24 protein-coding genes are annotated in these 26,318 nt (G+C 65.4%); 6 read left to right on the top strand and 18 right to left on the bottom strand.

The genetic code is table 11. From position 1 onward, the window contains the following. Positions 1–110: 110 nt before the first annotated feature. The gene (locus Q2M23_RS02600) at positions 111–2,072 is read left to right on the top strand and encodes a putative bifunctional diguanylate cyclase/phosphodiesterase (RefSeq protein WP_316394068.1); all 1,962 of its coding nucleotides are present in this window, start codon (positions 111–113) and stop codon (positions 2,070–2,072) included. Between the two features lie 15 nt (positions 2,073–2,087). Here Q2M23_RS02600 and Q2M23_RS02595 read toward each other — a convergent pair whose 3' ends face one another. From Q2M23_RS02595 to Q2M23_RS02565, 7 genes are all read right to left on the bottom strand, one after another. Next, a complete protein-coding gene (locus Q2M23_RS02595; protein ID WP_253589269.1) occupies positions 2,088–3,080 on the bottom strand; it encodes a PDR/VanB family oxidoreductase in 993 nt (330 codons plus the stop codon). Positions 3,081–3,092: 12 nt separating this feature from the next. Further along, complete coding sequence (locus Q2M23_RS02590) at positions 3,093–3,845, bottom strand: GntR family transcriptional regulator (RefSeq protein ID WP_038382468.1); 753 nt, start codon at positions 3,843–3,845, stop codon at positions 3,093–3,095. A gap of 15 nt (positions 3,846–3,860) precedes the next feature. Further along, on the bottom strand, positions 3,861–4,910 hold the full coding sequence (locus tag Q2M23_RS02585) for an aromatic ring-hydroxylating dioxygenase subunit alpha (RefSeq protein WP_316394065.1): 1,050 nt from the start codon (positions 4,908–4,910) through the stop codon (positions 3,861–3,863). Positions 4,911–5,180: 270 nt separating this feature from the next. After that, positions 5,181–6,170, bottom strand: a complete 990-nt coding sequence (locus tag Q2M23_RS02580; RefSeq protein ID WP_057016925.1) for a DUF2778 domain-containing protein — start codon at positions 6,168–6,170, stop codon at positions 5,181–5,183. 261 nt (positions 6,171–6,431) lie between these two features. Continuing rightward, complete coding sequence (locus tag Q2M23_RS02575) at positions 6,432–8,798, bottom strand: EAL domain-containing protein (protein ID WP_316394064.1); 2,367 nt, start codon at positions 8,796–8,798, stop codon at positions 6,432–6,434. 137 nt (positions 8,799–8,935) lie between these two features. Further along, positions 8,936–9,346 (bottom strand): DOPA 4,5-dioxygenase family protein, encoded by a 411-nt coding sequence (locus Q2M23_RS02570; protein WP_057016923.1) that lies wholly within the window; start codon positions 9,344–9,346, stop codon positions 8,936–8,938. 23 nt (positions 9,347–9,369) lie between these two features. Continuing rightward, positions 9,370–9,990, bottom strand: a complete 621-nt coding sequence (locus tag Q2M23_RS02565; protein ID WP_316394063.1) for a class I SAM-dependent methyltransferase — start codon at positions 9,988–9,990, stop codon at positions 9,370–9,372. A gap of 183 nt (positions 9,991–10,173) precedes the next feature. On the opposite strand from Q2M23_RS02565, the gene Q2M23_RS02560 reads away from it, so the two are divergent. Continuing rightward, positions 10,174–10,878 carry a hypothetical protein gene (locus Q2M23_RS02560; protein ID WP_316394062.1) on the top strand — a complete coding sequence of 235 codons (705 nt, stop codon included), beginning with the start codon at positions 10,174–10,176 and terminating at the stop codon, positions 10,876–10,878. A 21-nt stretch (positions 10,879–10,899) separates the two neighbouring features. Here Q2M23_RS02560 and Q2M23_RS02555 read toward each other — a convergent pair whose 3' ends face one another. Further along, entirely contained in the window at positions 10,900–11,553 is a 654-nt protein-coding gene (locus Q2M23_RS02555; protein WP_316394060.1) for a PilZ domain-containing protein, read from the bottom strand. A 385-nt stretch (positions 11,554–11,938) separates the two neighbouring features. Between Q2M23_RS02555 and Q2M23_RS02550 the strand changes: the two genes are divergently transcribed. Beyond that, entirely contained in the window at positions 11,939–12,742 is an 804-nt protein-coding gene (locus tag Q2M23_RS02550) for an enoyl-CoA hydratase (RefSeq protein ID WP_316394059.1), read from the top strand. A 284-nt stretch (positions 12,743–13,026) separates the two neighbouring features. Here the strand turns inward: Q2M23_RS02550 and Q2M23_RS02545 are convergent, their stop codons facing one another. From Q2M23_RS02545 to Q2M23_RS02510, 8 genes are all read right to left on the bottom strand, one after another. After that, positions 13,027–13,809 carry an SDR family NAD(P)-dependent oxidoreductase gene (locus tag Q2M23_RS02545; RefSeq protein ID WP_028333266.1) on the bottom strand — a complete coding sequence of 261 codons (783 nt, stop codon included), beginning with the start codon at positions 13,807–13,809 and terminating at the stop codon, positions 13,027–13,029. An 85-nt stretch (positions 13,810–13,894) separates the two neighbouring features. Continuing rightward, complete coding sequence (locus Q2M23_RS02540; RefSeq protein ID WP_316394130.1) at positions 13,895–14,812, bottom strand: DUF1932 domain-containing protein; 918 nt, start codon at positions 14,810–14,812, stop codon at positions 13,895–13,897. A 5-nt stretch (positions 14,813–14,817) separates the two neighbouring features. Then, a complete protein-coding gene (locus tag Q2M23_RS02535) occupies positions 14,818–15,687 on the bottom strand; it encodes a hypothetical protein (RefSeq protein ID WP_316394056.1) in 870 nt (289 codons plus the stop codon). A gap of 19 nt (positions 15,688–15,706) precedes the next feature. Continuing rightward, positions 15,707–16,435: a TetR/AcrR family transcriptional regulator gene (locus Q2M23_RS02530; RefSeq protein ID WP_316394055.1), complete on the bottom strand. Its 729-nt coding sequence runs from the start codon at positions 16,433–16,435 to the stop codon at positions 15,707–15,709. Between the two features lie 59 nt (positions 16,436–16,494). Continuing rightward, entirely contained in the window at positions 16,495–17,373 is an 879-nt protein-coding gene (locus Q2M23_RS02525) for an SMP-30/gluconolactonase/LRE family protein (RefSeq protein ID WP_316394128.1), read from the bottom strand. Positions 17,374–17,408: 35 nt separating this feature from the next. Continuing rightward, positions 17,409–18,479: an aldose epimerase family protein gene (locus Q2M23_RS02520; protein ID WP_316394054.1), complete on the bottom strand. Its 1,071-nt coding sequence runs from the start codon at positions 18,477–18,479 to the stop codon at positions 17,409–17,411. Positions 18,480–18,481: 2 nt separating this feature from the next. Further along, on the bottom strand, positions 18,482–19,411 hold the full coding sequence (locus Q2M23_RS02515; protein ID WP_316394053.1) for a Gfo/Idh/MocA family oxidoreductase: 930 nt from the start codon (positions 19,409–19,411) through the stop codon (positions 18,482–18,484). 237 nt (positions 19,412–19,648) lie between these two features. Beyond that, complete coding sequence (locus Q2M23_RS02510; RefSeq protein WP_316394052.1) at positions 19,649–20,674, bottom strand: histone deacetylase family protein; 1,026 nt, start codon at positions 20,672–20,674, stop codon at positions 19,649–19,651. Positions 20,675–20,855: 181 nt separating this feature from the next. Between Q2M23_RS02510 and Q2M23_RS02505 the strand changes: the two genes are divergently transcribed. Next, the gene (locus Q2M23_RS02505; protein ID WP_057016914.1) at positions 20,856–21,467 is read left to right on the top strand and encodes a TetR/AcrR family transcriptional regulator; all 612 of its coding nucleotides are present in this window, start codon (positions 20,856–20,858) and stop codon (positions 21,465–21,467) included. 3 nt (positions 21,468–21,470) lie between these two features. Here Q2M23_RS02505 and Q2M23_RS02500 read toward each other — a convergent pair whose 3' ends face one another. Next, positions 21,471–22,421 carry a fatty acid desaturase gene (locus tag Q2M23_RS02500; protein WP_168857274.1) on the bottom strand — a complete coding sequence of 317 codons (951 nt, stop codon included), beginning with the start codon at positions 22,419–22,421 and terminating at the stop codon, positions 21,471–21,473. A gap of 14 nt (positions 22,422–22,435) precedes the next feature. Beyond that, complete coding sequence (locus Q2M23_RS02495) at positions 22,436–23,467, bottom strand: alpha/beta fold hydrolase (protein ID WP_316394127.1); 1,032 nt, start codon at positions 23,465–23,467, stop codon at positions 22,436–22,438. Between the two features lie 214 nt (positions 23,468–23,681). Between Q2M23_RS02495 and Q2M23_RS02490 the strand changes: the two genes are divergently transcribed. Together Q2M23_RS02490 and Q2M23_RS02485 are read left to right on the top strand one after the other, a co-directional pair. Further along, positions 23,682–25,019: an MFS transporter gene (locus tag Q2M23_RS02490; RefSeq protein ID WP_316394050.1), complete on the top strand. Its 1,338-nt coding sequence runs from the start codon at positions 23,682–23,684 to the stop codon at positions 25,017–25,019. A 330-nt stretch (positions 25,020–25,349) separates the two neighbouring features. Then, positions 25,350–26,255 (top strand): LysR substrate-binding domain-containing protein, encoded by a 906-nt coding sequence (locus tag Q2M23_RS02485; RefSeq protein WP_076826064.1) that lies wholly within the window; start codon positions 25,350–25,352, stop codon positions 26,253–26,255. Positions 26,256–26,318: the final 63 nt, after the last annotated feature.

Genomic DNA, 26,318 nt, shown 5'->3' with positions numbered 1-26,318 from the left:
AGGAGCGGCCCGCCGCGGCACGGTCCGTTCCAATAGTTCATAGTTTGTCAAAGGTTTGCAGAGAATTCTTCGCCACGGCGCCATGGCCAAACCGGGCAGGCAACGTAGTGATGCGTACCCATCTGAGATCATATTTCGCGACCCTGTTCGCCGGCGACCTCGCGGCCTTCGGTGCACCGCCGACGGATGAAGCGCTTGCCGGCCACATCCGCGCCGAACAGGTCTCGCTGGTGCTCGGCTATTCCTTCGGCATCATGCTGGCCAACGCCTGCAACGCGCTGGTGCTCGCGATTGCGCTGTGGCAATCGCCTGACTGGGCCTTTGCGCTGGTGTGGGCGGTCGCGGTGGGCAGCGCGGCGCTGTTCTTCGGCCTGCAGGCGCGGGCATCGCGCCGCATCGCCAAGCCGCAATTCGTGTCGCGCCGAACCATGTACCGGCTGGTGCGCAATGCGCTGGCGCTCGGGACGACCTGGGGCGTCGTCCCCGTCGCCTTCTTCGCGAACGCATCGAGCGGCGCCCAGCTCGTCATCACCTGCCTGTGCGCCGGAATGCTGGCCGGCGGCGCCTTCGCGTTCTCCACCATCCCGATCGCCGCGATTGCGTTCACCGCGCCGATCTTCGTCGGCACCGCGATCTGCCTCGGCCGGGACGGCGATTTCGTCTACCTCCTGATGGCCGTGCTGGTGCTGGTCTACGGTTCGGTGCTGCTGCGCGGCGTGTTCGTCAACGCGTTCGAGTTCAGGCGCCGGATCATCGCCCAGCACGAGGCCGAACGGACGGTGAGGCAGGATCCGCTGACGCATCTGCCGAACCGCGTCGCCTTCAATGAAGCGCTCAACGGCGCACTGAACCGGCTGGCGCGGTCGGGCGAAGAATTCGCGGTGCTGCTGCTCGATCTCGATCGCTTCAAGGAGGTCAACGACAGGTTCGGCCATCCGGCGGGCGACGAGTTCCTGGTGCAGGTCGCGGCCCGGCTGCAGCGCTGCACGCGCGCGGCCGAACATGTCGCACGGATCGGCGGCGACGAATTCGCCCTGATCATGTCGAATCTGGCAAGGCCCGAGGATGCGCTGGCGATCGCCGAACGGTTCGTCGCGGCCTTTGCCGAGCCGTTCCCGATCGACGGGCTGGAGGTCAACCGCACGGTCAGCATCGGCATCGTGCTGGCGCCCCGAGACGGCAGCACGTCCCACGACCTGCTCAAGCACGTCGACATCGCGCTTTACCGGGCGAAGAAATCCGCGCCCGGTACCATCTGCTTCTTCGAGGCCAGCGACGACCGGTCGGCGCGCGACCGCCGCGCCTTGCAGCGGGATCTCGAGCACGCGATCGAGGCGGACGAGCTGTTTCTCGTCTACCAACCGTTCCTCGACATCCGCAAAGGCCGCGTCACCGGCTTCGAGGCCCTGCTGCGCTGGCAGCATCCGACGCGCGGCCTGATCCCGCCGACCGTCTTCATCCCGATCGCCGAGGAAAGCGGGCTGATCCACCAGCTCGGCGAGTGGGTGATCCGTCGCGCCTGCACGATGCTGTCGCGCTGGCCGGACGACATCCGGATCGCGGTCAATTTCTCCGCGGTCCAGTTCCAGAACGTCTGCATCCTGCAGACGATCGTCGACGCGCTGGCCGAGGCCAACGTCGCGCCGAACCGGCTCGAGATCGAGATCACCGAGTCGATGCTGATCTCGAAATACGGATCGGCGCCCGCGATCCTGCACGCGCTGCTCGAGCTCGGCCTGACGGTCGCGCTCGACGATTTCGGCACCGGCTTCTCGTCGCTGACCTATCTGCGTAAGCTGCCGTTCAGCCGCATCAAGATCGATCAATCCTTCATCCGGGACATGCTGACCCAGCCGGATTGCGCCGCGATCGTCAAATCGGTGATCGGCCTCGCGCAGGAGCTGCGGATCGGCGTCGTGGCCGAAGGCGTCGAGACCGCGGATCAGCTCGAATATCTGCGCCAGACCAGTTGCGACGAGGTCCAAGGCTATCTGATCGGGCGGCCGATGTCAGCCAGCGAGATTTCCGCACTGCTCGATCACAACCCACAGCACTCGGTGCATGCGGCGTAGCGCCGGCTCGGCTCGTCAGGGCGTGTCCGACCGATGCAGGGTGTCGACCGTGATGGTGCCGCGGGCGCGCGACACGCAGGCGCAGATCTTGCGGCTCTCCCGCTTCTGATGGTCACTGAAGAAGACGTCGCGATGGTCGATCTCGCCGTCGACATCGACCACGTCGAGCGCGCAGACCCCGCATTCACCGCGCCGGCAGTCGCTCATCACCTCATGACCGGCTTCGTTGAGCACGTCCAGCATCGACCGGTCGCGCGGGATGACGAACTCGGTCCCCAGCTCAGTCCCCTCGCCCCTGAGCCGCACGCGGAACGGCTCGGTCGGCAGCAGCCCGCTCGATCCAAAGGTCTCGTAGCGCAAGTCGGAGAGCGGGCGGCCGGATTCCTCCCAGGCGCGCCGCGCCGCGTCCAGCATCCGCATCGGGCCGCAGAACAGTGTCATCGTGTCCTGCGGCAGCGCCGAAAAGACGCGCTCGAGGTCGAGCCGCCTGCCTTCGTCGCCGGCGTGGACGGTGAGGCGGTCGCCGAGCGCACGCTCAAGCGGTTCAAGATAGACCGCATCGCCGCGCGTGCGCACGGCATAGTGCAGCGTCACGCCGGCGTCGCGGCGGGCGAGCGCCTGTGCCGCACCGACGATCGGCGTAATGCCGATGCCGCCCGCGATCAGGCAGAACTGCCGCCGCGTCCAGTCGAGCTGCACCAGCGAGGTCGGCAGCGTGACGGTGAGCCGCACGCCCGGCGCGAGCGACCACATGTAGCGCGAGCCGCCGCGGGAATCCGCTGCGCGCCGAACTGCGATCCGGTAGCCCTGCGGATCGACTTCGCCGACCAGCGAATAGGAGCGGGTCTGCGGCTGGCCTTCGATGGTGACACCGACATCGATATGGCTGCCGACCGGATAGGGCGCACCCGTAAAGTTATCCGGCCGCAGCAGGAATTCACGGATGCCGGGCGTGAGGTCGCGCACGGCGAGCAGCGTGGCGGATGTCCAGGTCTCGATGAATCGCATGGCGTTCTCCGCTCAGCCGGCTGCCGAATTGATCAGCGCCAGCGCCGGCAGCAGATCGAGATGGCTGCGGTTGCGTAACGCCAGCCGCAGATTGCGTGCCGCAAGCCTTGCATGCTCGCGCATGATCGCCTCGGCGCGCGCGCCCTCGCGGTTCTCGATGGCGTCGACCACAATGCGATGGTGATCTTGCGCGATCAGCAGGATCTGACGCGCCTCGGGCAACGCCGATTGCGCCATCACGAAGCCGCTCGGCGAGGCGAATGGCAGCGCCGAGGCGCGGTCGATCTGCCGGATCAGCGGCGGGCTGCGCGACAGCTCGGTGAGCAGCGCGTGGAAGCGCGCATTGAGCGCGACATAGGACGAAAAGGCTTCGACCGAAATCGGATCCTGCCGCACCAGGCCGTCGATCTCGTTGAGGCATTCCTTCAGCGGCTCGAGATCGCGCGACGAGACGCCGCGCTCGGCGGCGAAGCGCGCGGCCAGTCCCTCCAGCGTGCCGCGCAGCTCGATCGAATCGAGAATGTCGCGCTCGGAAAATGCCTTGACCATGAAGCCGCCGGAAGGGATCGCCTCCAGCAGGCCTTCCTCCTCCAGCCGGACCAGCGCCATCCGCACCGGCGTGCGCGACACCCCGGTGAACTCGACCGCCTGCAGCTCCGAGATCCGCTCGCCGGGCCGCAGGCCGCCGGAGAGAACGAGGTCGCGCAGCGCAAGCTGCGCCCGCACGGTCTGCGACACTGAACGATCGGTCTCGCGTTCCGCCATGGGCTCGCCCCTCGTCTACTCGGCAGCCTGCAGCTGCTCCGGCGGATTTTCCTTCGCCACCATGCGGTCGATGACGCGCCGTGCCCACATTGCGCCGGCGTCGATGTTGAGATTGTAGAACACCCGGTCCGGATTCTCGTCCATCGCCCGCTGCTGCGCTTCCAGGATGATCTCATCCTCATGGAAGATGCCGGCGACGCCGTCGCGGATTTCGCTAGTCAGCCGCTGCTCGGTAATGCGGTGATTGCGGACGAACGCCCAGAAGTAATGGCAGGTCTTCTCGGTCTCGGGCGTGATCGTGTTCAGCACATAGCCGTTGACGCCCTGCGAACGATCGCCCTCCGGCGCGCCCGAACCGGCCGGCGCGACGCCGACGTCGATGTTGACGGTGCACGGCGCTTCGAAGCGGATGATCTGCCAGCGATCGACCGGGCCCGGCTTCTGCAGCTGCTTGGCCCAGAACGGCGGCGCCTCGATGCCCTTCATCCAGCGCGTTACGGTGACCGTCTTCTCGCCATGGGTGACGTCGAACGGCGCCTCGGCGACCGCATCATTGCCGATGCTCGAGCCGTGCACGAAGGTCTCGTGCGTCAGGTCCATCAGATTGTCGACGACGAGGCGATAGTCGCAATTGACGTGAATGGTCTTGCCGTCGCCGGCCCAGGCCGGATCGTGGTTCCAGTGCATGTCTGGCACCAGCGCCGGGTCGGCAAGCGCGGGATCCCCCATCCAGAGCCAGATGAAGCGGTGGCGCTCGACGACGGGATAGGCGCGGACGCAGGCCGACGGATTGATCGTCTCCTGCGAGGGCATGAAGGTGCAGCGGCCCTGCGCATTGTATTTCAAGCCGTGATAGCCGCAGACCACGGCATCGCCATCGAGCCGGCCCTTGGAGAGCGGCACGAGGCGGTGCCAGCAGGCATCCTCCAGCGCCACCATCTCGCCGTCGCCCTTCCGGTACATCACGACATGCTTTCCGCAGATCGTCCGCGGCAACAGCGCGTGCTTGATCTCGGCATCCCAGCCGGCCGCGTACCATGCGTTCATTGGAAAGGGTTTTGGCACTGGTCCGCCTCTCAGCGTTTATGAATACGCTATGTATACATCGTAAAGTCGGAGGCCAAGCGGTCTTAGGAAGACAACTATAACACTCAACTCCTTGGCTCACAGAACGACATGGCTACGATCCGACTTTCCAGGGAGAGCTGGCGACAACGTGGTGCAATTTTCCGAGACGATGGAAGAAGCAACCAGGCCGCACTGGAGGCGGTCACCGGATCGAAGGTTGGACTCTGCAAGAGCCTGCGCAATTTGCCGGAGGCGCCGGCGCGCGGCCTACGAGTTCGACGCCGCGCGGGTCGAGGCCGACTGAACATCCTTGATGTTGATGACGACGGCGATGCGCTTGATCGTGCCGCTGCGGTAGGCCTGCAGGAACTTGTCGTAGTGCTTGACCGAGATGCAGCCGTTGGAGTCGCCATTCGGTCCGAGCATGTAGCTGTGGACCAAGAGGCCAACGCGCCCGAACGTGTCGCTGCCATCGACCGGGGTCATGCGCAGCGCGGGCACGCCGTGGAACAGCTTCTCGCGCGGCTTCATCTCATAGATGCCGGGCGGCGTCGCGCCGGCGTTGCGGGCATTCACATGCGCCGGGTCGTCGAGCAGATTGCCGAGGCCTGAATGCGCCTCGAACTTGGTGCCGTCGGGCATGTACACGATGCGGCCGGTGATGTCGTAGACCGCCGTGGTGCTGTCATAGCCGAGCTTGCCGAGATCGGGGCTCGGACCGGACAACAATCCGTCATTCGGATCGAGCGAGGCCAGCTGCATCTTGCCCGGCATCATGTCGGCAATCTTCTGCAGGAACGTCCGGTTGTCGCCCTGCTGCACCGGCGCCTGTGGCGGTGGCGGCTGATCGTTACGCGCAAGCAGATTGGCCTCGGCCGGCCGCGACCGCGGCATCGGCACGGTGGACGTCGTCGCTGTGGTCGTGGCGGCGACGGACGCCGTCGCCGACTGGCTGGTCGGCAGTTCGGTCTGCGTGTCGCGCAGCTGGCCGGACAGCGCGTCCTCGATCTGGCCGAACTCGGAATTGAAATCGCCGCGGCTCGAACGGAACCCGCGGCGCAGTGGATAATAGAGTGAGGCCGAATTGATCGTGGAGCGAGAGCCGAAGCGATCGTCGAAGTTCAGCGAGGCGGTGGTGTTGGCGAGCGCCGGACCGTGAAGCCATGCGGTGGGGTCGATGCCGACCATCCAGGCGGCAAGGCCAGACGACAGGGCAAGCGCGCTCACGGCAAACGCCGTGCTGCCCACCAGAGACATGCCGCGGCTCGACTTGCGCCGGGCAGGTTTCGTCGTTCGTTGACCCATCAATCCCCAAGTTCGGTGCTCTGGGGCCTGTTACCCGGCCCACCGGGATTCACCGATCACTCATCATATCAGGGAATTAGAGTAAGGCATAATCGAGACAAAGCGCACAACGAGAGGTTTTTTAAACGTTTTTCGGATGGAAAGTGCCAGAGAATCAGCCTTGGGCGGGCTGAATTGACCGAAAATGTCCCGATTCGGGACGATTTCGGCGGCTCAGGCGATCTTTTCTTCCCAGAGAGTGAGCACCGGGACCGGCTTCCCGATGGCGTAACCCTGGGCGTAATCGACCCCGATCTGGCGCAGCTCGTCCAGGATCGCGAGGTTCTCGACAAATTCCGCGACCACCTGCTTCTGCATGATCTTCGCGGTCTTGGTGATCATCTCGACCATCGCCCGATCGACCTTGCTGTTCAGGATCTCCTTCACGAACGAACCGTCGATCTTGATGATGTCGACCGGCAGGTGCTTCAGATAGGCGATCGAGGACATGCCGGTGCCGAAATCGTCGAGCGAGAAGCTGCAGCCGACCTCGCGCAGCCGCGCGATGAACTTCTGCGCCTCGTCGAGGTTCGAGATTGCGCTGGTTTCGGTGATCTCGAAACACACCGATGCCGGCGAAACGTCAAGCTGCGCGAACAGCCCGGCGACGAAGTCGACGAAGTCGCTGTCGCCGATGGTGGCGCCGGACAGGTTGATGGCGTAGCTCGCAATCTTGCGCGGCTGGTGCTTGCGCTCGGCGATGATCTCGAAGGCGCGGCGAACCACCCAGCGGTCGATCAGCGGCATCAGCCCGTAGCGTTCGGCGGCGGGCAGGAAACTGCCGGGCGGCACCAGCGCGCCGCTCTCGTCGCGCAGGCGCAGCAAGAGCTCGCGCCGGTCGTTGCCCTTCAGCACGCCGTTCACCGGGCGGATCTCCTGCTCGTAGAGGCAGAAGCGCCCCTCATCCAGTCCCTTGCGAATGCGATTGACCCAGCTCATCTCGGCAACGCGCACGGCCATGCCGGTGTCGGACGGGCGGTGCTCCTGGACGCGATTGCGTCCCTTGTCCTTGGCAAGGAAACAGGCAACGTCGGCAAGCCGCAACGCGTCCTGCACGCCGGCGCTGTCGGCCAGCCCGACCAGGCCGATGCTCGCGCTGATCCGGAAGCTCGATCCCTCATAAATGAAGTTCGACTGCTCGATCACCGCCCTGACCCGCTCCGCAACGTCGGCAGCGACGTCGTGCGTCGCGGAGCCGTCGTCACGCAGGAGAATGCCGAACTCGTCGCCGCCAAGACGCGCGACGAGGCCGCTGCTGCCGACTTCGGTCGCCAGCAGCCTCGCCACCTGCTTCAGCAACCGGTCGCCCGCCATGTGGCCGCAGGTGTCGTTGACGATCTTGAACTGATCAAGATCGATCAGCATCAGGTCGGCGCCGACGGCCGGCGAGCCCGACATCGCTTTGTGCAGTTCGAACTCGAACTGCCGGCGGTTGGCAAGGCCGGTGAGCGCGTCATGCGAGGCAGCCCGCGCCAATTCCTCGACCAGCCGCCGCTCGGCGGTCATGTCGTGAATGATCATGACGCGGCCGGCCGGTTCTCCGGCATACACGATCGGGGTCTCGACCACCGAGACCGGCACGCTGGAATGGTCCGGCCGCACCAGGAGCTGCGGCCGGCTTTCGTCGTCGGCGTCGAACGATCCGCGCACCGGCTGTTCGGCAATGTTGAACAGCGACGACAGCGGCCGTCCCGTCACCTCCTGCCCTGCCGCGATGAGCCGCTGCGCGGCGGCGTTCATGTAGTCGACCCGATCGTCCTGCGTCGTCACGATGACGGCATCGCCGATCGACGCCAGCGTGAGCTGGGCGCGCTCCTTCTCGACCGCGAGCGCGGTCTCGGCAAGCCAGCGCCGCCACAGCATCCGCCGCGTATGGACCAGCACGATGCCGGCAAGGCAGGCCGCGATCACGAGGTTGACCAGCAGCAGCAGCGCGGAGACCTGACGCGACGCCTTGCCCAGATGATCGGAGAAATCGACGGCGAGCGTGCTCAGCGCCGCATCAACCGTACCGATCCGTTCGGCCCAATGCCTGATGGTCGCAGCCGACGGATCGTGCAGCGCGACGTCGCTCGCCGCCTCGTTCCGGATTTCAATCAGCTGATCGAGCAGCGCATCCGAATTGCGCCATGCCGTCACCGCGCCGGCCACGTGGTGCATCGTGCGGAAATATTTGAACAGCCAGATCAGGCCGCCGATGTCGTCATCATGATTACCTGCCCTGGCGAAGCCGGCCCTCGCCACGGCGTCATTGTCGCCCGGCGCTTCCAGCGCGCGCCGCGCCGTGCGATCGGCCAGCGGCACCGCGATCGCGGCATCGAACTTCTGCAGATAAAGCGGCGCACCGGTGCTGACATAGGTCTGCAGGTAGTGGATGGCGTCCTTCTGCCCCTTCGACCACATGCTTTCGCCGGCCACATAGGCCCTGACCGCGGACATCACCTGCAGGCTGCCCGCCGACAGGCCGCCCAGCAGCAACACGATGGCCAGCAGCGGTCCCACCACCCGCCACAACGACCAGCTTCGAAACGAAAAGAACATGCCCAATGCGCCCCGACCCTGAAATTTATCGGGTAGCCTAGGAATGGTGACTTAACCTCACGTTGCAAAACGCGATGAGTTTGAAACGACTTGGCTGCAGCACAATTGCGTCAAACTTTACGCAACAGCCGCGACGCTCAGGGACGCAGTGTCGGCGACGTGTTCGGCGTCGGCGCCTGCTCCATCTCCGCCTCTTCGGGCAGCTTGTCGGCGTGGACGGCGAGCGGCGTGCCGATCCAGAGCGGATCGTCGTGGTGGTCGCGGCGCGGATTGGTGGTGTTGGGATGGACCAGGATGCTCAGGCTGCCGTGGTTCAGCATCAGCCACGGCACCAGGGTCGGGAACAACTCGGCCGCAAACGCCACCTGATACATCGCCTGATCGTGCGGGCCGACCTTGACGTCGTGCCAGCGTCCGAGCGTGACCAGAAAGCGCTCGCCGATCCAGTTGCGCAGCCGCTCCGCCTCGTCCCGGCTGGCCGCGGGGTCGTAATAGACATGGGCGTGGTAGCTCGCGATCTCGCCGATCATCCGTGGCGCGTCCGTCATCTCACCTCTCCCTCCGCGGCCGGTCACTTGCGCCGCAGCACACTGAACTGGAACGATTGCGTCGCGCCCCAGGGCGTGACGTGCCGGTGCGCCTCATGCGCGATCAACTCGAATGCCGGACCAATGGTCCTGCTGAGCGTCGCGGGATCATAGCGCTGCACCGGCAGGCCGCTGCACTTCTCCGGGCCATCCAGCGCGAAGGTGCCGATCACGGCGTGCCCGCCTGCTTTGACGCCGCGATGCAGCCGGTCGAGATAAGCTGCGCGGTCTGGTTCCTCGACCAGGAAGTGAAACGCCGCGCGATCGTGCCAGATGTCGAAGGTCTGCTGCGGCTGCCAGACCGTTGCGTCACCTACGATCCAGTGCACCGCGTCACCTGCTGCGCCGATCCGCTCCCGCGCGTTCGCCAGTGCCGCTTCAGAGAGATCGAGCAAGGTCACATCATGAAAGCCGCTCGCCAGCAGCGCATCGACAAGTCGCGAAGCTCCGCTGCCGACGTCGACGATCGAGGCGTCGCGGCCGGGCGCAACCGATTCGATCAGGTGCAGCGATGGCTGCGGATCGGCCTGCGACCAGCTCACCTGCTGCTCTCCCTTGGTCAGATAGGCAGTCTGCCAATGCGATTGCCGATCAGAAGCGGTCATGGCGATAAGTCCCGAAAACGGCAACAACCTGCGTTGCGCCATTAACCATCAGCTAGGCGCGGCGGTCTCTCGCGTCAACCGGCAGCGGCGGGCACGCACGGCGGCGTAGCAGCAAATGCCGCATTTGCTTCGCCGCATTTTCCAACTAACCTGATAGCCGGGTTGAGATCAGGGCGTCCGGGGATGGCCAATTTCGGCTGGACACGCGGCAACAAGCCTGCACAAGCGGAGGACGCCGCCAGCGACTTGCGCGGCCTTACCGATCCATTGGCGTTTGTCGCCGCGCTCGACAAGGTGGTCCCGCGCTATCTCGATCTCGCCGACAATGGCGTGCTGGTCTATCCGGCCTGCAAGCGCAAGTCCGGCGATCTGCTCGGCGACATCGGTGCGATCTGGGAGCACACGCGGCTCGAAGCGATGCGCTATGTCCCGATGGTGCCGCGGCAGGACATCTCGCTGCTGGTCGATCCGGCCCGCCAGGCGGAGATGATCGATGCTTTCCTGCGCCAGCGCGCGCACGACAAGACCGTCGTCGATTTCACCGGCACCGCGATCGAAGACTACGGGATTGCGATCTACGCTGGCCTGAACTGGCTGAACCATTGCGGCGCGCTCGTGGGCGCCGATCCGCAAAAATTTTCCGGCACGTTGCGGAGCTTCCGCAGGGTCATGGTGGTCGCCCAACAGTGGTGGGCGATCGACGGCGCGGCCGAGCGTTGCCGGCAACTGCTGGAAGCGCGCGAACGGCCACCGCTGGTGTTCTTCCTGATGTGGGCCGAATGCACCAATTTGGCGCGGGAGATCGCGATCGCGGCGGCCAGTCCAAATGCAACCGAGCGCACTATCTCGCGGATGCGCGCGGCCGAAGACCCGGAACAGCTGACCTAGGGAGCCGGCGGATCCCGGCCGTCAGGCGACAGGGTCCCCGTCGGCCGACGCTTGCTGCAATTCCTTGGATTTGCGCGAGATCAGGCGGGCCAGCTCGCTCTGCTTGTAGGTCTCGACGAACTTGATGGCGAAGCCGTTCGGCAGATGCCGGACCACCCGCCCGACGCAGGCGCCGATCGCAAGCGGCATGCCGACCGGCGGCTGCGCCTCGGAGGAAACCGCCGCGCCGGACAGCGACATGTCGATGATGAAGCAGCTCTGCATGGTGCCGTCCGCCAGCGTCAACATGGCATGCGGCGCGACGGGAACGAAACGCGGGTTGTTGCGCGCCTCGCGGATGCTCGGATCCTTTTGCTTCTTCTCGATCCAGGTCAGCTTGTCGGCGAACTTCTCACGCATGGCATGCGTCATCTCGAGCTCGAGCAGGAAGCTGCCGCTCATCGTGTCGGTGATGCAGCCCTCGAATTTGCCGAACTCCTCGAAATACGAAGTCAGCCGGTCGCCGACCCTGCCGACGACGGGCACGTCCACGATCATCCGGAACGGCGAGACGCGCGTCGTGCGGCAGGCGAAGGTGCGCAATTTGCCCTGGGCATCGTACCAGTTCGGCAACGTGTAGCTGCCATTGACGGTGATCTTGACCGCGCGTTGCTTGAGAAACTTTTCGACGGACACGACTGAACCTCGCCCGAGGCGATGTGAGTGCACGGAGGTCGGGATTGACCGGCTTCACTGCCGGTCCGGTGGTGGGGAAGTCCGCTACCGACGCGATGGTAGCGGGCAGCTGCGGCACGCATCCCAGCGCGTAGCGGAATGGTCCTGGCGCGCAGGTGCGTACAGCCATACCGTCGAAAAACTAGGAAAAAGTTAAACCGGGACGGAGCGTCGGCGGCGCACTCCATGGCGCAACCGTTTCGCGGCGGTTTATTTTGCGAACCGTACAACTGCCGGGAGAGTTGCCGCCCGGCAATGCAATCGCGCCGTGCTCCAAACCGCCTGCCCCGGCTGTCGGCCGGGTGCTAGCCTTCGCTCGATCGGTCCGGACCCTCATAGGCTCAACATGTCAAACAAATCGCTTGCCGACGGCAAGATCCTGCTGGACGTCGTCGACGGTGTCGGCGTCATCACCTTCAACAATCCCGACAAGCGCAATGCGATGTCGCTGGAGATGTGGGAGGGGCTCGGCGAGGCGCTGACGGCGTTGCGCGACGATCCGGCTGTCCGCGTCGTGATCCTGGTCGGTGCCGGCGACAAGGCCTTCGTGTCGGGCGCCGATATCAGCCAGTTCGAGAAGACCAGGCACAACGCCGAGGCCTCCGAGGAATATTCACGGCGCAGCGCCGCCCAGCGCGCCCTGCTCGCCGACTATCCGAAGCCGACTATCGCCTGCATCCGCGGCTTCTGCCTCGGCGGCGGCATGCAGGTCGCAATGCTGACCGATATCCGCATCTCCGGCGCCAGCGGCCAGTTCGGCATTCCCGCCGCCAAGCTCGGCATCGCCTATGGCTATGACGGGCTGCGCCATCTGGTGTCGCTGGTCGGCCCGTCCTGGGCGCGGCTGATCATGTATACGGGCATGCGGATCGATTCCGCCGAGGCGCAGCGGATCGGCCTCGTCGATCGCGTGCTGCCGGACGCCGAGCTCTGGGACGCGACCATGGAGATCGCGCGCACCATTTCGGGCAACGCGCCGCTGGCGATCAAAGCCGCCAAGATCACCATCGCGCAGGTGCTGAAGGATCCAGCCGACCGCGACATGGCGGCGATCAAGCAGGTCGGCATCGAATGCATGGACAGTGCGGACTTCCGCGAAGGCCGCAATGCTTTCATGGAGAAGCGGAAGCCGCAGTTCAAGGGCCGGTAGCGGCGTCCTCATCCTCACCGGTCATCGCCCGGTTCAACCGGGCGAACCAGTACGCCGCGGCCCATCGGCTCAAGCACGACCGCCTCTGGAATACTGAATCACCCGCATGCGCATGCGCGGGTGATGACGCCGGATGACGATCGCACGATTTCTGAATAATGGAACAATAGCCCCGATTTGCCCGACGCGTCAAGTCGCCTGGTCGAAGGCCGGCCGCCGGCCGGCTCCTTTGCATGGGGTTGTTTTCGATATTTTGGCAGTGTGCTCGCGATTGAACCTGCCCGCTACTTCTTCTCGCTGACCGGGACCGTGTAGTTCAGGATCAACCGCCCGCCGTCGGGATAGATGGTCTGGCCGGTGATGTAGGAGGCATCGTCGCTGGCAAGGAATGCCACGACGGAGGCGACCTCGCTCGGCTCGCCGCAGCGGCCGGCCGGCGTCCGCGACAGCACGCTGCGCCGCGCATCCTCCGACGAGAAGATCGCCGTCGCCACCATCTCGGTCAGGATCGTGCCGGGTCCGACCGCCACGACGCGAATGCCGTGCGGCGCCAGCGCCACGGCGGCGACCGAGGTGAGCTGCTTCATCGCGCCCTTGGACATCGCATAGGTCGCGAGCGAGGGGATCGCGAGCAGCGCGTTGACCGAAGACATGTTGACGACGACGCCGCCACCGCCCTGCGCGATCATCTGGCGCGCCGCGGCCTGAACGCCGAAGAACGCGCCCTTGAGGTTGATGCCCATCACGTCGTCGAATTCGGCCTCGCTGATGTCGAGGAAGTCGCGGTTGCGCGCGACGCCGGCATTGTTGACCATGACGTCGAGCCGGCCGAACTCCTTCACCGCGGTCGCGACAATGCGATCGACATCGGCGCGCTTGCTGACGTCGGCCTCGACCGCCCGCAACTGATCGATATGTCCGAGTTCCTGGGCGGTGTGGACCAGCCCTGCAGCGTCGACATCCGAGATGACGACCCTGGCGCCGTCGGACAGGAAGCGCGCCGCGCAGGCCTTGCCGATGCCGCGTGCCGCCCCCGTGATGGCGACGACCTTGCCGGAATTCTTCATGGGAGTGCCTCCAGAACAAACTGTTCATGGAGCAATAGCGCATTGCGCGTCGGCAGGGAACGCGGCGGATTCTCCGGGCGAGACCTTACGACTTGATGCGCGCGAGAATCCGGTCGGCCTCGGTACGCCAGTCGGCGCTGCGGGCAAAGTCCGGCGTTCCCCTGGGTCCGAACACGCCCTCATCGGCAAGGTCGGCGATCCAGCCCTGCCGCTCGGCGGTGCCGGAGGCAGACCACGGCGTCAGCCCGGCCTCGCGCACGGTCTCCGCCACCTCGCGCACCTCCTCGGCACGCCGCCGGCCGTGCTCGATCACCCGCTGAAAGAAATAGGCGCCCTGCTTCTCCCAGTCGATCGACGGAAAAGTCTCCTTGAGCGAGGCGAGCACCGCATCCTCGACGCCATAGGCGCGCGCGGTGGTGAAGCTCTCGATCACCATGGCCTCCAGTCCCTTGATCATGATGCTGCGGCACATCTTGACCGCCGAGGAGACGCCAAGCTCGTCGCTTGCGACCTTCGCCGCGAAACCGAGCGCGACCAGCAGTGGCGCCAGCTCCCGCGCGCCTTGGCCGCCGAGCAGCAGCGGCACCTTGATCCGGTACGGCGGCAGCGAGGTCATCACCGCGCCCTCGACATAGCGGCCACCGGCGCTGTCGATGTGCGCCGCCGCGCGCTGCTTGGCGCCGGGCGAGGCCGAGTTGAAATCGAGAAACCAGACCCCGCTCCGGATTGCAGGTGCGCAGGCCGCGGCCACCGGCACCGCCTGGCTCGCCGTCACCGCCGAGATGATGAAATCGGCCCGCGCCGCAAGAACGGCATGGGATTGCGCGAGCTCGACGCCGATCTCCGCCGCGTGTGCGCGCAGCGCCGCGCCCTGCCCGCGGTCGAGCTTGATGTCGTAGGCCGAAACCCTCACGCCCTGCTGGCGCAGATCCTCGGCAAGGATGCGACCGACCTCGCCATAGCCGAGCATGCCGACCTGCCATTGCCGCGGATCGCCGGAGATTGTCATCAGTTCAGGTCCCGTGGTGTGTCGTCGAACAGCTCGTCGACCGTGACGCGCCGGCGGATCAACGCCTGCTGCACGCAATAGTCGATCATCAATTCGAGCGGCTTGCGGTTCGCCGCAACGCCGAACGGCAGCAGGTCCGGCATGCTGGGCGGGCCGGCCGCTGCCTTGCCGCGCTTGAGCAGCTCGTACAGGCTCCGCACCACGTCCGGCCGCGACGCCGCAAGCCGCGATGTCACCACCACCAGATGATTGACCGGCACCACGCCGTGCCGCTGATACCACAGGGACGCCTCTCGGGCTGGATCGGCGAACAGCGGCTTGAGCTCCGGATCGCTGGAGGTCTCGCCCAGCACGGCGTCGAGCTCGCCGTCCCTCAGCATCTGGACGATTGTCTTGCCCTTCGGCGCACGCTCGGTGCTGTCGACATATTCCGCGACATGCGGATCCTCGAACGTGACCCAGTTGATCCTGTCGAGGTTCACGCCATGGTCATTGGCAAGGATGCCGCGCATCCATGCCCCGGTCGTGGTCGTGAACGAGCGGATGCCGACCCGCTTGCTTTCGAGATCGGCCGGCTCAAGCGTACCGAGGTCGGCGCGATAGAGCGCATGGCCGTGCTGGAAGCGGCCGACCATCGCCGCCGGCAGCAGCACCAGCGGCTTGCCGTGCGCCCTTGCCATCAGATAGGTCACGATCGCCATCTCGCAGACGTCGAAGGCCTGCTCGCGCACCATCGGCTTGAACGCGGCGTTGGTCGGCGTGAATTCTTTGAAGTCGAGATCGAACAGCTCGGAGCGAAGCTCACCGTTCTTCACCGCCCGGATGTGCGGATGATTGCCGAGCACGGCGCGCAGCCGAAGTTTCTCCATCGCGACAAGCTCCGGACGTTCAGGTCACCACTCGCCCCGGATTTGAGCCCGGGATCTTGCGGGGCGCCCCTTCGTCGAGCGGCGCGGCCTGCAACGCGGCAACGGTGGCGCGCACCAGTTCCTCGATGGCGTGGCCGGCATCGGAGCCGTCGGCGCTGCCGCGCGACAGGCGCGAGACGCGCTCCGGCGTCACCAGCGTGTAGTAGAGCGCGCCGAGCAGGAAGTGGCTGCGCCAGACCAGATCGGTACGCGGAATATGCGGCAGGCTTTCATGAATCGCGTCGATGAAGGCATGACTGGTGTCGTCGAAGGTCTGCGCGATGATCTTGCGCACGACCTCATTGCCCTCGGCCGACATGATCGCGCGCAATCGTGTGAACCGCGTTCCGCCGCCGGCAAGATCGCTGCCGGACGTAAAGGCCGGCAACACATAGGCGCGCACGATCGCCTCCAAGCGGTCCTGCAGATCGCGCACCCGACGCGCCGCCGCCAACAGCTCGGAACGCCTGCGGTTCATCGGGCCGCAATGACGCCGATAGATTTCCAGCAGCAGGCCGTCCTTGGTCCTGAAATGATAGGTCACGCTGCCCGGATTGGCGCCGGCGGCGTGCGCGATGTCGCGTACCGAGACGGCGTTGAAGCCGTAGGTCGAGAACAATTCCTCGGCCACGGCGAGGATCGCCTCGCGCGTGTTCGGCTTGCGGGCGCTGGCCGCCTTCACGTCAGACCTGGCAGGTTTGCGGACCATATTTGTACTATCGTCCAAATAATCCGGTCGCGTCAACAACGCCGCGCGGCACCCCTCCGTCAGGATAGTTTGACGTCAGGCTCGGCCCGACCGCGCGCGGCGGCCTCGAGCAGGAACGTCCTGCCATGCTCGGGATCGGCCGCACGCTGCGCCTCATCCATGTCCTGCCAGGCCGAGGTGACCAGCACGCGCGAGAAGTCGCGGCCGACGAATGCCGGGCAGCTCGATTGCCTCGCCGGTACGCGCAGCGAACGCAGATGCCGGCCGGCGGGATCGTAAACGTCGACGGAGCCGCCGCCCCAGCGCGCGTTCCAGATCAGGCCGTCGGCATCGACGATCGCGCCGTCGAGGCCGCCGCTGCCTTGATGCCTGATCAATTCGATGGGTTCACCGGTCGGCAGTCCTGTTGATGGATCGAGCGGCACGCGATGCAGCACGTTGGTTGCGGTATCGGCGAAATAGCCGATGTCGCCCGCGGGCGAAAAGCAGATCGCATTCGGGATGGTGATCCCGCGATAGAGTCGCACGATGCGGCCCCGATGGAGCGCATAGATCGCGCCGGCATCCTGCTCGGCATGGCGCCCCATGGTGCCGAGCCAGAACGTGCCCGACGGATGCACACGCGCGTCGTTGGAGCGCGTCAGCGGATTGTCTGCCTCCAGCGCAGCGAACAGCTCCAGGCGGCCGTCTGCAACGTGCCGTATATAAAGTCCATCTTCGGCAAGGATCAGCTGCCGGTCGCCGTCGATCCGCGCCAATGCACTCGCCATTTTCGGCAATTCGTGGATGACGGTGCGGCCACCTGCAAATCGATGCTCGAACAGGCGGCGCTCGCGGATATCGAACCACCAGGCGGTGTCGGTCGCCGCATCATAGGTCGGGCCTTCGCCGAGATGGCAACGCTCCGCCGACAGCACCGATGTCGGCACCTCTTCCATCAGCGGCTCGGCGGCACGGTCGGTCATGGCGTCACTCACGCGGTTGAGAAGCGGTAGACGATGCTGCGCCGATAGAGCTGTCCTGGATCGAGCCGCGCCGACGGGAAGTCGGGCCGGTTCGGCGTATCCGGCCAGGCATGCGGCTCGAGACAGAGCGCGTCGGATTGCCGGTACAGACGATCGCCCTTGCCGGCGGTCGAGCCGTCGAGGAAATTGCCGGAATAGAACTGCAGTCCCGGCTGATCGGTGAACAGCTCCATCACGCGGCCGCTGTGCGGCGCCTCGAGGCGCGCAGCAAGGCAAAGGCCCGCCCCCTTGGCCAGACAGAAATTGTGGTCATAGCCGCGCCCGAGCCGCAGCTGCTCGTCATTCATCCTGATCCGCGCGCCGATGGCTGTAGACTTGCGGAAGTCGAACGGCGTGCCGTCGACCGGCCGCGGCGGTTCGTGGAGCGGGATCGCCGTGGCATCCACCGCGAGGAAATGGTCGGAGACGATCGTCAGCCGGTGATCGAGGATCTGCATGCCCGAGCGCGCGCCCTCGAGATTGAAGAAACTATGATTGGTGAGATTGAGGCAGGTCGGCCGGTCCGTCGTCGCCTCGTAGGTGACCGAGAGCTCCATCGGACTGCGCACGCGATAGGTCACGCGCGCCGCGAGATTGCCCGGATAGCCCTCCTCGCCATGCGGGCTCTCGCGCTCCAGCACCAGTGTCGGTCCCGGATCATCCGATAGTTCGACGATCCGCCACAGCTTGCGATCAAAGCCCTGCAGGCCGCCGTGCAGCGCGTTGGGACCGTTGTTGGCGTCGAGCTGCACGGTCTCGCCATCGAGCACGAAACGCGCGCCGGCGATCCGGTTGGCATAGCGCCCGATCGTCGCGCCGAAGAATTTGCGCTGTGCGAGATAGCCGTCGAGTTCGTCGTGGCCAAGCACGATGTCGTCGCAATGCCCGTCACGATCCGGCGCAAGCAGCGCCTGCAGCGTGGCGCCGAACGGAAGGATGGCGGCCTCAAAACCATGTTCGCCGCGCAAGATCACGCGCTCGACCACGGTGCCGTCGTGCAATTTGCCGAAGGGAGCGCGACCAATGCTGGCTGATGTCATTGTCAGTCCTCGCACGCCTCGACGAGGCGCCGTCGCCCGAGCATGAAGCTATCGGCGACAAGCCGCAAGGGCGCGAGGTCGACATCGGATTTTCCTTCCGAGGTCAGCGCGACGAAGCGGCGGTACAGCGCGGGATATTCCTCATCCGGCGCATCGACCACCAGCCTGCCGCCATCGCGCAGTTGCCTTCCACCTTTCGACAGCGTCACGGGCCCGGCCTCGGTTTCGCACAGGATGTCCCAGCTCGGCGATCCGGTCTGGCGGAAATCGAATTCGGCGTGAATTGGCAAGCCGCCCGCGTCGGAGAGTTCGATCTCTGCCGCAATCGGCGCCTCCCGATTGGACGGAAAGTCCAACGCCGCGCTCCTGATAAAGACCGCACGCGGCAGGATCTCGGTCAGGATCGACAGCGCGTTGATGCCGGGATCGAACACGCCGAAGCCACCCGCCTCGAAGATCCAGGCCTGGCCTGGGTGCCAGACGCGCACGTCTTCCTTCCAGATGATGGTCACCTTGTTGATGGTGCGTCTCGCGAGCAATTGCCGCGCAGGGCCGACCGCGGCCGCATAGCGTGAATGCCATGTGGCGAATAATGTCCGACCCGCCTCCTGCGCGGCCGCGATCAGCGGCGTGAGTTCGCTTAACGTCGTGCCCGGCGGCTTCTCCAGCAGCACGTGCTTACCCGACGCGAGCGCGGCGGCGGCCTGCGCGTGGCGCATCTGCGGTGGCGTACACAGCGCGACCGCGTCGATCTCCGGCCCGTCGCGCAACAACTCCTGCAAATCGCGGAAATGCGGCAGACCGGGCGGGGTCTTGACGGGATCAACCACCGCAACGAGAGCCACGCCTGACGTCTTCGCGATCGCAGGCACGTGCTGCCGGCACGCGATCTCGCCAAAGCCGACGATGGCGATGCGAAGCAGGTCACTCATGGCCGTCCTCGCGTTGCGGTCCACCCGGCCGGCTGAAGCCGCCAGGCAGAATCATAAACCAGCGCCGAATACCAACGGCATGATGTGATTTTGGTTGCGGACACGCAAGTCCGCGACGCTCTGGTGCGCGGCTCGCGGCCGGGGCATCGGCTTTGACCAATCAAGGCCGATGCTCCGGATTCCGGCCTTGACGCGCTTTGTTCGCGCGGACCGGTCGCTACCTCGCCAGAAACCGCGCTAGCGCGCGGCCTCAAACCCGCCGAGCACTGCCGTCAGATTGGCGCCGAGGATGTCGGAGAGATAGCCGCCCTCCTGCACCAGCACCGTCGGCAGTCCGAATCGGGCCAGTCCCTCGCCGATACGATGGAAGCCGTCGGTGGTGACGGCGAGACCGGCGAGCGGGTCCTTCTCGGAGGCGTCGAGACCGAGCGCGACCACGAGCGCGGTCGGGGCGAAGGAGCGGATCGCCTTCTCCGCCACCGCGAGCGCCTTCATGTAGTCGTCGTCACCGGTGCCCTTGGCGAGGGGAATGTTGAGATTGGTGCCGAGGCCACCTGCGGCGCCGCGCTCATGCGCATAGCCCCAGACGAAGGGGTAGAAGAACGACGGATCGGCGTGGATCGAGACGGTGAAGACATCCGGCCGCTCGTAGAAGATGCCCTGCGTGCCGTTGCCGTGATGCACGTCGACGTCGAGGATCGCGACGCGCTCATGCTTCTGGCGCAGATGCTCGGCCGCGATCGCGCTGTTGTTGAGGAAGCAGAAGCCGCCGGCGAGGTCGCGATAGGCGTGGTGACCGGGCGGGCGGCAAAGCGCGTAGACGGCGTCCTCGCCGTCGAGCACCATCTGCGCGGCGGTGACCGCCACGTCGCTCGCGGCGCAGGCGCCGGCCCAGGTGCCGGGACCGATCGGGGCTGCGGTGTCCATCGTGTGCCAGCCGAGCTTGCCGACGATATGAGCAGGGTACGTGCCGGCATTGCGCACCGGGTGGATGTTCGCGATCATCTCCGGTCCGGCATTGCCGAGCGCCGACCATTCGTCCCAGGCGTCCGCGAGAAAGCTCAGATATTCCGGACTGTGCACGCGCGCCCGTGGCCCCTGCCCGAACTTGGTCGGCTCGATCAGCGTGTGCTTGCCGGCCTTCAGGCCCGCCAGCAGGCGGTCGGCGCGTTCGGGCTGTTCGGTGGTACGCTGGACCACACCGCGGACAAGGAAGAATTGCGGATCATGGCTGCGGTGCAGATCACTGTAGACGGCCTTCACGGGGACACTCCTGTTGGATCGGCGGCTGAGCTGGACAGAGCGAGGGCAATGTGCCGCACGCAAGCTCTGGCCTGCGCGTTGTACACTATCAGCGACGGCGACGATCTGAAACCGAGCGCGATTTCATGCTATGCCCGCATGCAGCGCAATGATTGAAAGACGCAGGACGCGAAGTCCGGCCATGGCCAGCGGCAAGACGCAGACAGAGGAAGCGGCAACGGGGCGGCGCGGGCGGCCGCGTTCCGCCGCGACCACGGCCGCGATCCTGGAAGGCGCCTATCAACTGATGGCGACGACCGGCCTCGCCGCGACCACCATCGACGCGATCGCCAGGCATTCCAACGTCTCGAAGATGACGATCTACAAATGGTGGCCGTCGCGCGAAGCCTTGCTGATCGATGCCTTCCTCGACCAGGCCTCGCGGGCCGTGCCGCTGCCCGAAACCGGCAGTCCGGTGGCCCGCATCCGCCGCCACGTTGCAACCTATGTCGAGGCGTTGCAGGGCGAGTTCGGCCGCGTGCAGCTTGCCGTGATCTCGGAATGCATCTCGAAGACCAGCACGGCAGAACTGTTCTACGAGCGTTACCTCGGCCTGCGCCGCAGCAAGATGCTGGAGATCATCGCCGCCGGCCAGAAGGACGGCAGCATCGGCGCGCCGGGCGTCCCCGGCGATATCTATGACGCCATCTATGGCAGCCTGTTCTACCGCTACGTCTTCGGCATCAAGCCGCTGACGCCGGCCTACGCCCGCAATCTCGTCAATCTGGTGCTGCGGCCGCGCACGGACGCTTGACTATCAAGCAGAGCGTTGGCGCTGACGGCGGAACCAGACCCAGGTCTCGCGCGTGACGGCCCGGTAACTGCTGCCGCGATACACGATGTGGCCATCGACGATAGCGTTCAGCTTCGGCAGCGCATGGAACGGCACCGTGGGATAGGCGTGGTGCTCGACATGGTAAGGCATGTTCCAGGCGAACCATTTCATGATCCTGCTGGTCATCGTTGTGCGCGTGTTCTCGAACGCGCTCCGCGTCCGCTCGCAGCCGGTGTGCTCGGCATAGAGATAGGGGCGCAGGATGAGCTGACCGGCCAGGAGCGGCACGATCCACACCCACAGCAGGATCGCACTGTGCAGCGCGAACGAGGCCGCGAGCAACAGCAGATAGCCCGCGAGATAGAGCCGCGACTCCAGCACGATCGAGGCGCGCTTGTGCTCCGGAATCCACGGCACGACCACCTTTCCGGTGAGTGCATGCCAAAACATCAGGCGGATGCGAACCAACACCTGCAGCAGTCCCGAATAGGCGATCGCCAGCTGGGTGTCCGACGCGGGCTTGGGGCCGACGATCAGCTCCGGGTCTTTCTCCGGATCCTGCGTGTAGCGATGATGGTCCCAGTGGAACAGGCAGTAATACTGGTAGGGCAGTCCGATCATGAAGGCGGACAGATTGCCTACGACAAGATTGAGCGCTGGACTGCGGAACGCCGTCTTGTGCGCGGTCTCATGCACCACCATGAACAGGAATGCGACGAAGTAGCCCTGCACGGCAATCAGCGGCAGCGCCCATGGCAGACCGTAGCGCGATGAGACCAGGGAGATCAGCGCGCCGACGATGACGATCATCCCGTAATGGCTTGCCGCGCGCACCGCGCCGGCAAGGTTCGACTTGGTCGACAAATCGCGCAAGGTCAGCGGGCTGAGCGGCTTCAGGCGGGGTCCGGCGTCACTGGTCTCTGCGGTGCTCATGGTCGTCTCACCTGTCAGCGTTGCAGCAGCGCCGAGATTTCGGCGTTGATGAAGGCGCGGTCTTCGGCGTTGTTGGCGGGATTGCCGGCCCGGTGCCCGTGGATCGACGGAATCGCATGCAGCGCGGCCGAGCGCGCGTTGACCAGGCGGCCGAGTTCAGCCTCGTTGTCGCGCGGGTCGAAATAGCGATCGGTACGCCCCGGCATCAGCAGGACATGCGCCTTGATCGCGGCCAGCGCCCGGTCGAAGTCGCCGCCGAATTGATCGCAACGGCTGATATCGCCGGTCTGCCAGATCGCGATCTGCGCCATCAGATCATTCGCATCGCGCCGCGCGAAGGCACCGTCCCAGGATCCCGCGAGGTAGTCTTCCAGCGAGTTGAAGCCGGCCGCGCGCCAGACTTCCTCGCGATAGAACTCATGCGACATCGCCCAGCCGGCGTAGACGCGCCCCATCGCACGAAGGCCCGCCGCGGGCTTGCTGACGAAGCGGCCGTCCCGGTAGGCCGGGTCGGCGGTCAGCGCGGCCTTCACACCTTCGAGGAACACATGATTATACGGCGAGCACCGCGCGCTGCCGCAGACCACGGCCGCGCGCTCGACCATGTCGGGATACCGCGCGGCCCAGTGATAGGCCTGCATGCCGCCCATCGACCAGCCATAGACCAGCGCGAGCCTGGTCACGCCGAACCGCTCGACCAGCAGCCGCCGCTGGATCGCGACCGCGTCATGATAGGTGAAGGCAGGAAACGGCGCGCCGCCGAGCACCTCGACCGAATTCGACGGCGAGGAAGACAGGCCATTGCCGAACAGATTCGCGATGACGATGAAGTAGCGCTCGGGATCGAGCGCGCCGCCCGGCTGCACCAGCCATTCGATGTCGGAGTGCTGTGCGGCGAACGACGTCGGATAGAGGATGACGTTGTCCCGCGCCGCATTCAGCGTGCCATAGGTCTTGTAGGCGAGCCTCAGTTGCGGAAACACGGCGCCGCCCTGCAGCGTCACATCGCCTGCCTCGAACACCTCATAGTCGCGCGGCGTGGTCATCAGCATTCGACCTCGAGCAGCCGGGCGCAACGCTGTGCCCTTAATAACTGTACTATTGGTACACTAAATGCGAAAACCTGGCAATAGCGGCGAAGGTGGAATGACACCGGGCCGATCCATTCAAAATCGGTATGGATCAATACCCGTTTCGGCTTGGACCCATTGTCGTCATCTCTCTAGGACAGACCCCGAGGAAAATTTCGAGGAGGCGCTAATGAGCGCAATTGTGTCCGCCGCAGACACGCGGCGATCCCGCGTCCGGCTCTTGATCGTGACGATGTTGTTTCTCGTCACCACCGTGAACTATGCCGATCGCGCCACGCTCTCGATCGCCGGCCCCGCCCTTTCCAAGGAACTGCATCTCGATCCCGTCGCGATGGGCTACGTGTTCTCGGCGTTCGGCTGGTCCTATGTGGTCGCCCAGGTGCCGTGCGGCTGGCTGCTCGACCGCTTCGGCTCCAAATGGGTCTATGCGCTCAGCATCATCGTCTGGTCGATCTTCACCGCAATGCAGGGCCTGGTCGGATTCCTGTCCGCGGGCGCGGCCGTGGTCCTGCTGTTCGCCCTGCGCTTCCTGGTCGGCATCGCCGAGGCGCCGTCATTCCCGGCCAATGCCCGCATCGTCGCCTCCTGGTTCCCCGGCAATGAACGCGGTACCGCCTCGGCCTTCTTCAATTCGGGGCAGTATTTCGCCACCGTGATCTTCGCGCCGCTGATGGGCTGGATCGCCCATGAGTATGGCTGGCGCCATGTGTTCTACGTGATGGGTGCGCTCGGCATCGTCACGGGCATTGCCTGGATCAAGACCATCTACGAGCCGAAGGAGCACCCCGCGATCAACGAGGCCGAGTTCGACTACATCAAGCAGGGCGGCGCGCTGGTCGACATGGACGCGGCGAAGGCCGGCAAGACCCAGGACAGCGGCCCCAGCTGGGACCACATCCGCCAATTGCTCGCCAACCGCATGATGCTCGGCGTCTATATCGGCCAATACTGCATCAACACCCTGACCTATTTCTTCCTGACCTGGTTCCCGGTCTATCTGGTGAAGGAGCGCGGGCTCTCGATCCTGCAGGCCGGCTTCGTCGCGACCTTGCCGGCGCTGTGCGGCTTCATCGGCGGCGTGCTCGGCGGCGTGATCTCGGACTATATCCTGCGCCGCACCGGCTCGCTGACCATAGCGCGCAAGATCCCGATCGTCGGCGGCATGCTGCTGTCGATGTCGATCATCGCCTGCAACTATGTCGACGGCCAGGCACTGGTGGTCGGCTTCATGGCGCTCGCCTTCTTCGGCAAGGGCGTCGGCGCGCTCGGCTGGGCGGTCGTCTCCGACACCTCGCCGAAGGAAGCCGGCGGCGTCTCCGGCGGCTTGTTCAACACCTTCGGTAACCTGTCCTCGATCACGACGCCGATCGTCATCGGCTACATTCTGGCCGCCACCGGCTCGTTCAACGGCGCGCTGGTGTTCGTCGGTGCCAACGCGCTGGTCGCGGCGATCGCCTATCTGTTCATCGTCGGCGAGATCAAGCGGGTGCAGCTCAAGGCGGCGTGAGCGCGCTTCACCTCTCCCCGCCTTCCGCGGGGAGAGGTCGAAATTCGCACAGCGAATTTCGGGTGAGGGGCGAAGCAACACGTCTCCGCAGAGACAGTCCTTCCGACTCGTTCGGATCGCGCGTGCACATCGAGGCGGCCGTTGCGCAGAGAGAGCCCCTCACCCCAACCTTCTCCCCGTAAGAACGGGGAGAGGGAGCAGAAAACCAAACGGCGGCTTCGGCCGCCGTCTTTGTCTGCTTTTTGTCTTCTTGTTTGTCTTCTTGGCCAGTGGGAGGCATCGATGCTAGAACGTACAAATCCCCGCGCGATCAATTCCGGGCTTGCATCGATGTTCGACCTGAGCCAGCTCCGCTGCTTTGTCACGGTGGCCGAAGAATTGCACTTCGGCCGCGCCGCGGCGCGGCTCAACATGACGCAGCCGCCGCTGAGCCGGCAGATCCAGGTGCTCGAACACATCATCGACGCGCCGCTGTTGGAACGCACCAGCCGCTCGGTGCGGCTGACGCCGGCCGGACGCAGTTTCCTGCCCGAGGCGCGGCGCATCCTCAAGCTCGCGGAATCGGCCTCGCAGGTTGCCCGGCGCATCGCGCTCGGCAAGACCGGCTCGCTCAAGATCGGCTTCACCGCGGCGGCCGCCTACGGCTTCCTGCCCGACCTGATCGCGGCCTGCCGCTCGCGCCTGCCCGAGGTCGATTTTTCGCTGAAGGAGATGGTCTCCGGCGACCAGTTCGAGGCGCTCACCACCGGGCAGATCGACGCCGGCCTGCTGCGCCCGCCGATCGCGCGGCCGGAATTCGCCAGCCGCCGCGTCGTGGCCGAGCCGCTGCTCGCCGCGATCCCGAAGAAGCATCCGCTGGCCGCGGCCGAGACCGTCAGCATCAAGGATTTCGACGACCAGCCCTTCGTGATGTATTCGCCCTATGAGGCGCGCTACTTCCACGATCTCCTGGTGTCGATGTTCACGCGCGCCGACGTGCTGCCGCGCTATGTGCAGCATCTCAGCCAGATCCATTCGATCCTCGCCATGGTGCGCGCCGGGCTCGGCGTCGCGATCGTGCCGGAAGCGGCCGCCAGCCTGAAGATCGCGGACGTCAAGCTGAAGCCGCTGAAGCTGCGATCGCCCGTGCCGGTCGAGCTGTTCATGGTGTGGCGGCGCGATCACGAGAACCAGTTGCTGCCGTCGCTGATTGAGATCGCAACCGAAATCGCGGCGCCGCATCTGCGCGGCGATTGATGCAGAGTTAGCATCGCTCGATACCGCGTTTGGCTTGGACGCGCATCGAACCATTCCCTAGAA

This window comes from Bradyrhizobium sp. 33ap4 (genome assembly GCF_032654765.1).
Classification (GTDB): Bacteria; Pseudomonadota; Alphaproteobacteria; order Rhizobiales; family Xanthobacteraceae; genus Bradyrhizobium; species Bradyrhizobium australafricanum.
Note: the sequence above shows the minus strand (reverse complement) of the source record. Positions and strands in the feature narration are given on the sequence as shown.

Coding starts and splice junctions, on each gene's coding strand:
- Q2M23_RS02530 (WP_316394055.1), bottom strand. CDS start 16,435: ATGGTCCGCAAACCTGCCAGGTCTGACGTGAAGGCGGCCAGCGCCCGC.
- Q2M23_RS02600 (WP_316394068.1), top strand. CDS start 111: ATGCGTACCCATCTGAGATCATATTTCGCGACCCTGTTCGCCGGCGAC.
- Q2M23_RS02505 (WP_057016914.1), top strand. CDS start 20,856: ATGGCCAGCGGCAAGACGCAGACAGAGGAAGCGGCAACGGGGCGGCGC.
- Q2M23_RS02490 (WP_316394050.1), top strand. CDS start 23,682: ATGAGCGCAATTGTGTCCGCCGCAGACACGCGGCGATCCCGCGTCCGG.
- Q2M23_RS02525 (WP_316394128.1), bottom strand. CDS start 17,373: ATGGAAGAGGTGCCGACATCGGTGCTGTCGGCGGAGCGTTGCCATCTC.
- Q2M23_RS02590 (WP_038382468.1), bottom strand. CDS start 3,845: ATGGCGGAACGCGAGACCGATCGTTCAGTGTCGCAGACCGTGCGGGCG.
- Q2M23_RS02560 (WP_316394062.1), top strand. CDS start 10,174: ATGGCCAATTTCGGCTGGACACGCGGCAACAAGCCTGCACAAGCGGAG.
- Q2M23_RS02500 (WP_168857274.1), bottom strand. CDS start 22,421: ATGAGCACCGCAGAGACCAGTGACGCCGGACCCCGCCTGAAGCCGCTC.
- Q2M23_RS02495 (WP_316394127.1), bottom strand. CDS start 23,467: ATGACCACGCCGCGCGACTATGAGGTGTTCGAGGCAGGCGATGTGACG.
- Q2M23_RS02570 (WP_057016923.1), bottom strand. CDS start 9,346: ATGACGGACGCGCCACGGATGATCGGCGAGATCGCGAGCTACCACGCC.
- Q2M23_RS02550 (WP_316394059.1), top strand. CDS start 11,939: ATGTCAAACAAATCGCTTGCCGACGGCAAGATCCTGCTGGACGTCGTC.
- Q2M23_RS02595 (WP_253589269.1), bottom strand. CDS start 3,080: ATGCGATTCATCGAGACCTGGACATCCGCCACGCTGCTCGCCGTGCGC.
- Q2M23_RS02575 (WP_316394064.1), bottom strand. CDS start 8,798: ATGTTCTTTTCGTTTCGAAGCTGGTCGTTGTGGCGGGTGGTGGGACCG.
- Q2M23_RS02535 (WP_316394056.1), bottom strand. CDS start 15,687: ATGGAGAAACTTCGGCTGCGCGCCGTGCTCGGCAATCATCCGCACATC.
- Q2M23_RS02565 (WP_316394063.1), bottom strand. CDS start 9,990: ATGACCGCTTCTGATCGGCAATCGCATTGGCAGACTGCCTATCTGACC.
- Q2M23_RS02520 (WP_316394054.1), bottom strand. CDS start 18,479: ATGACATCAGCCAGCATTGGTCGCGCTCCCTTCGGCAAATTGCACGAC.
- Q2M23_RS02545 (WP_028333266.1), bottom strand. CDS start 13,809: ATGAAGAATTCCGGCAAGGTCGTCGCCATCACGGGGGCGGCACGCGGC.
- Q2M23_RS02515 (WP_316394053.1), bottom strand. CDS start 19,411: ATGAGTGACCTGCTTCGCATCGCCATCGTCGGCTTTGGCGAGATCGCG.
- Q2M23_RS02580 (WP_057016925.1), bottom strand. CDS start 6,170: ATGTCTCTGGTGGGCAGCACGGCGTTTGCCGTGAGCGCGCTTGCCCTG.
- Q2M23_RS02485 (WP_076826064.1), top strand. CDS start 25,350: ATGTTCGACCTGAGCCAGCTCCGCTGCTTTGTCACGGTGGCCGAAGAA.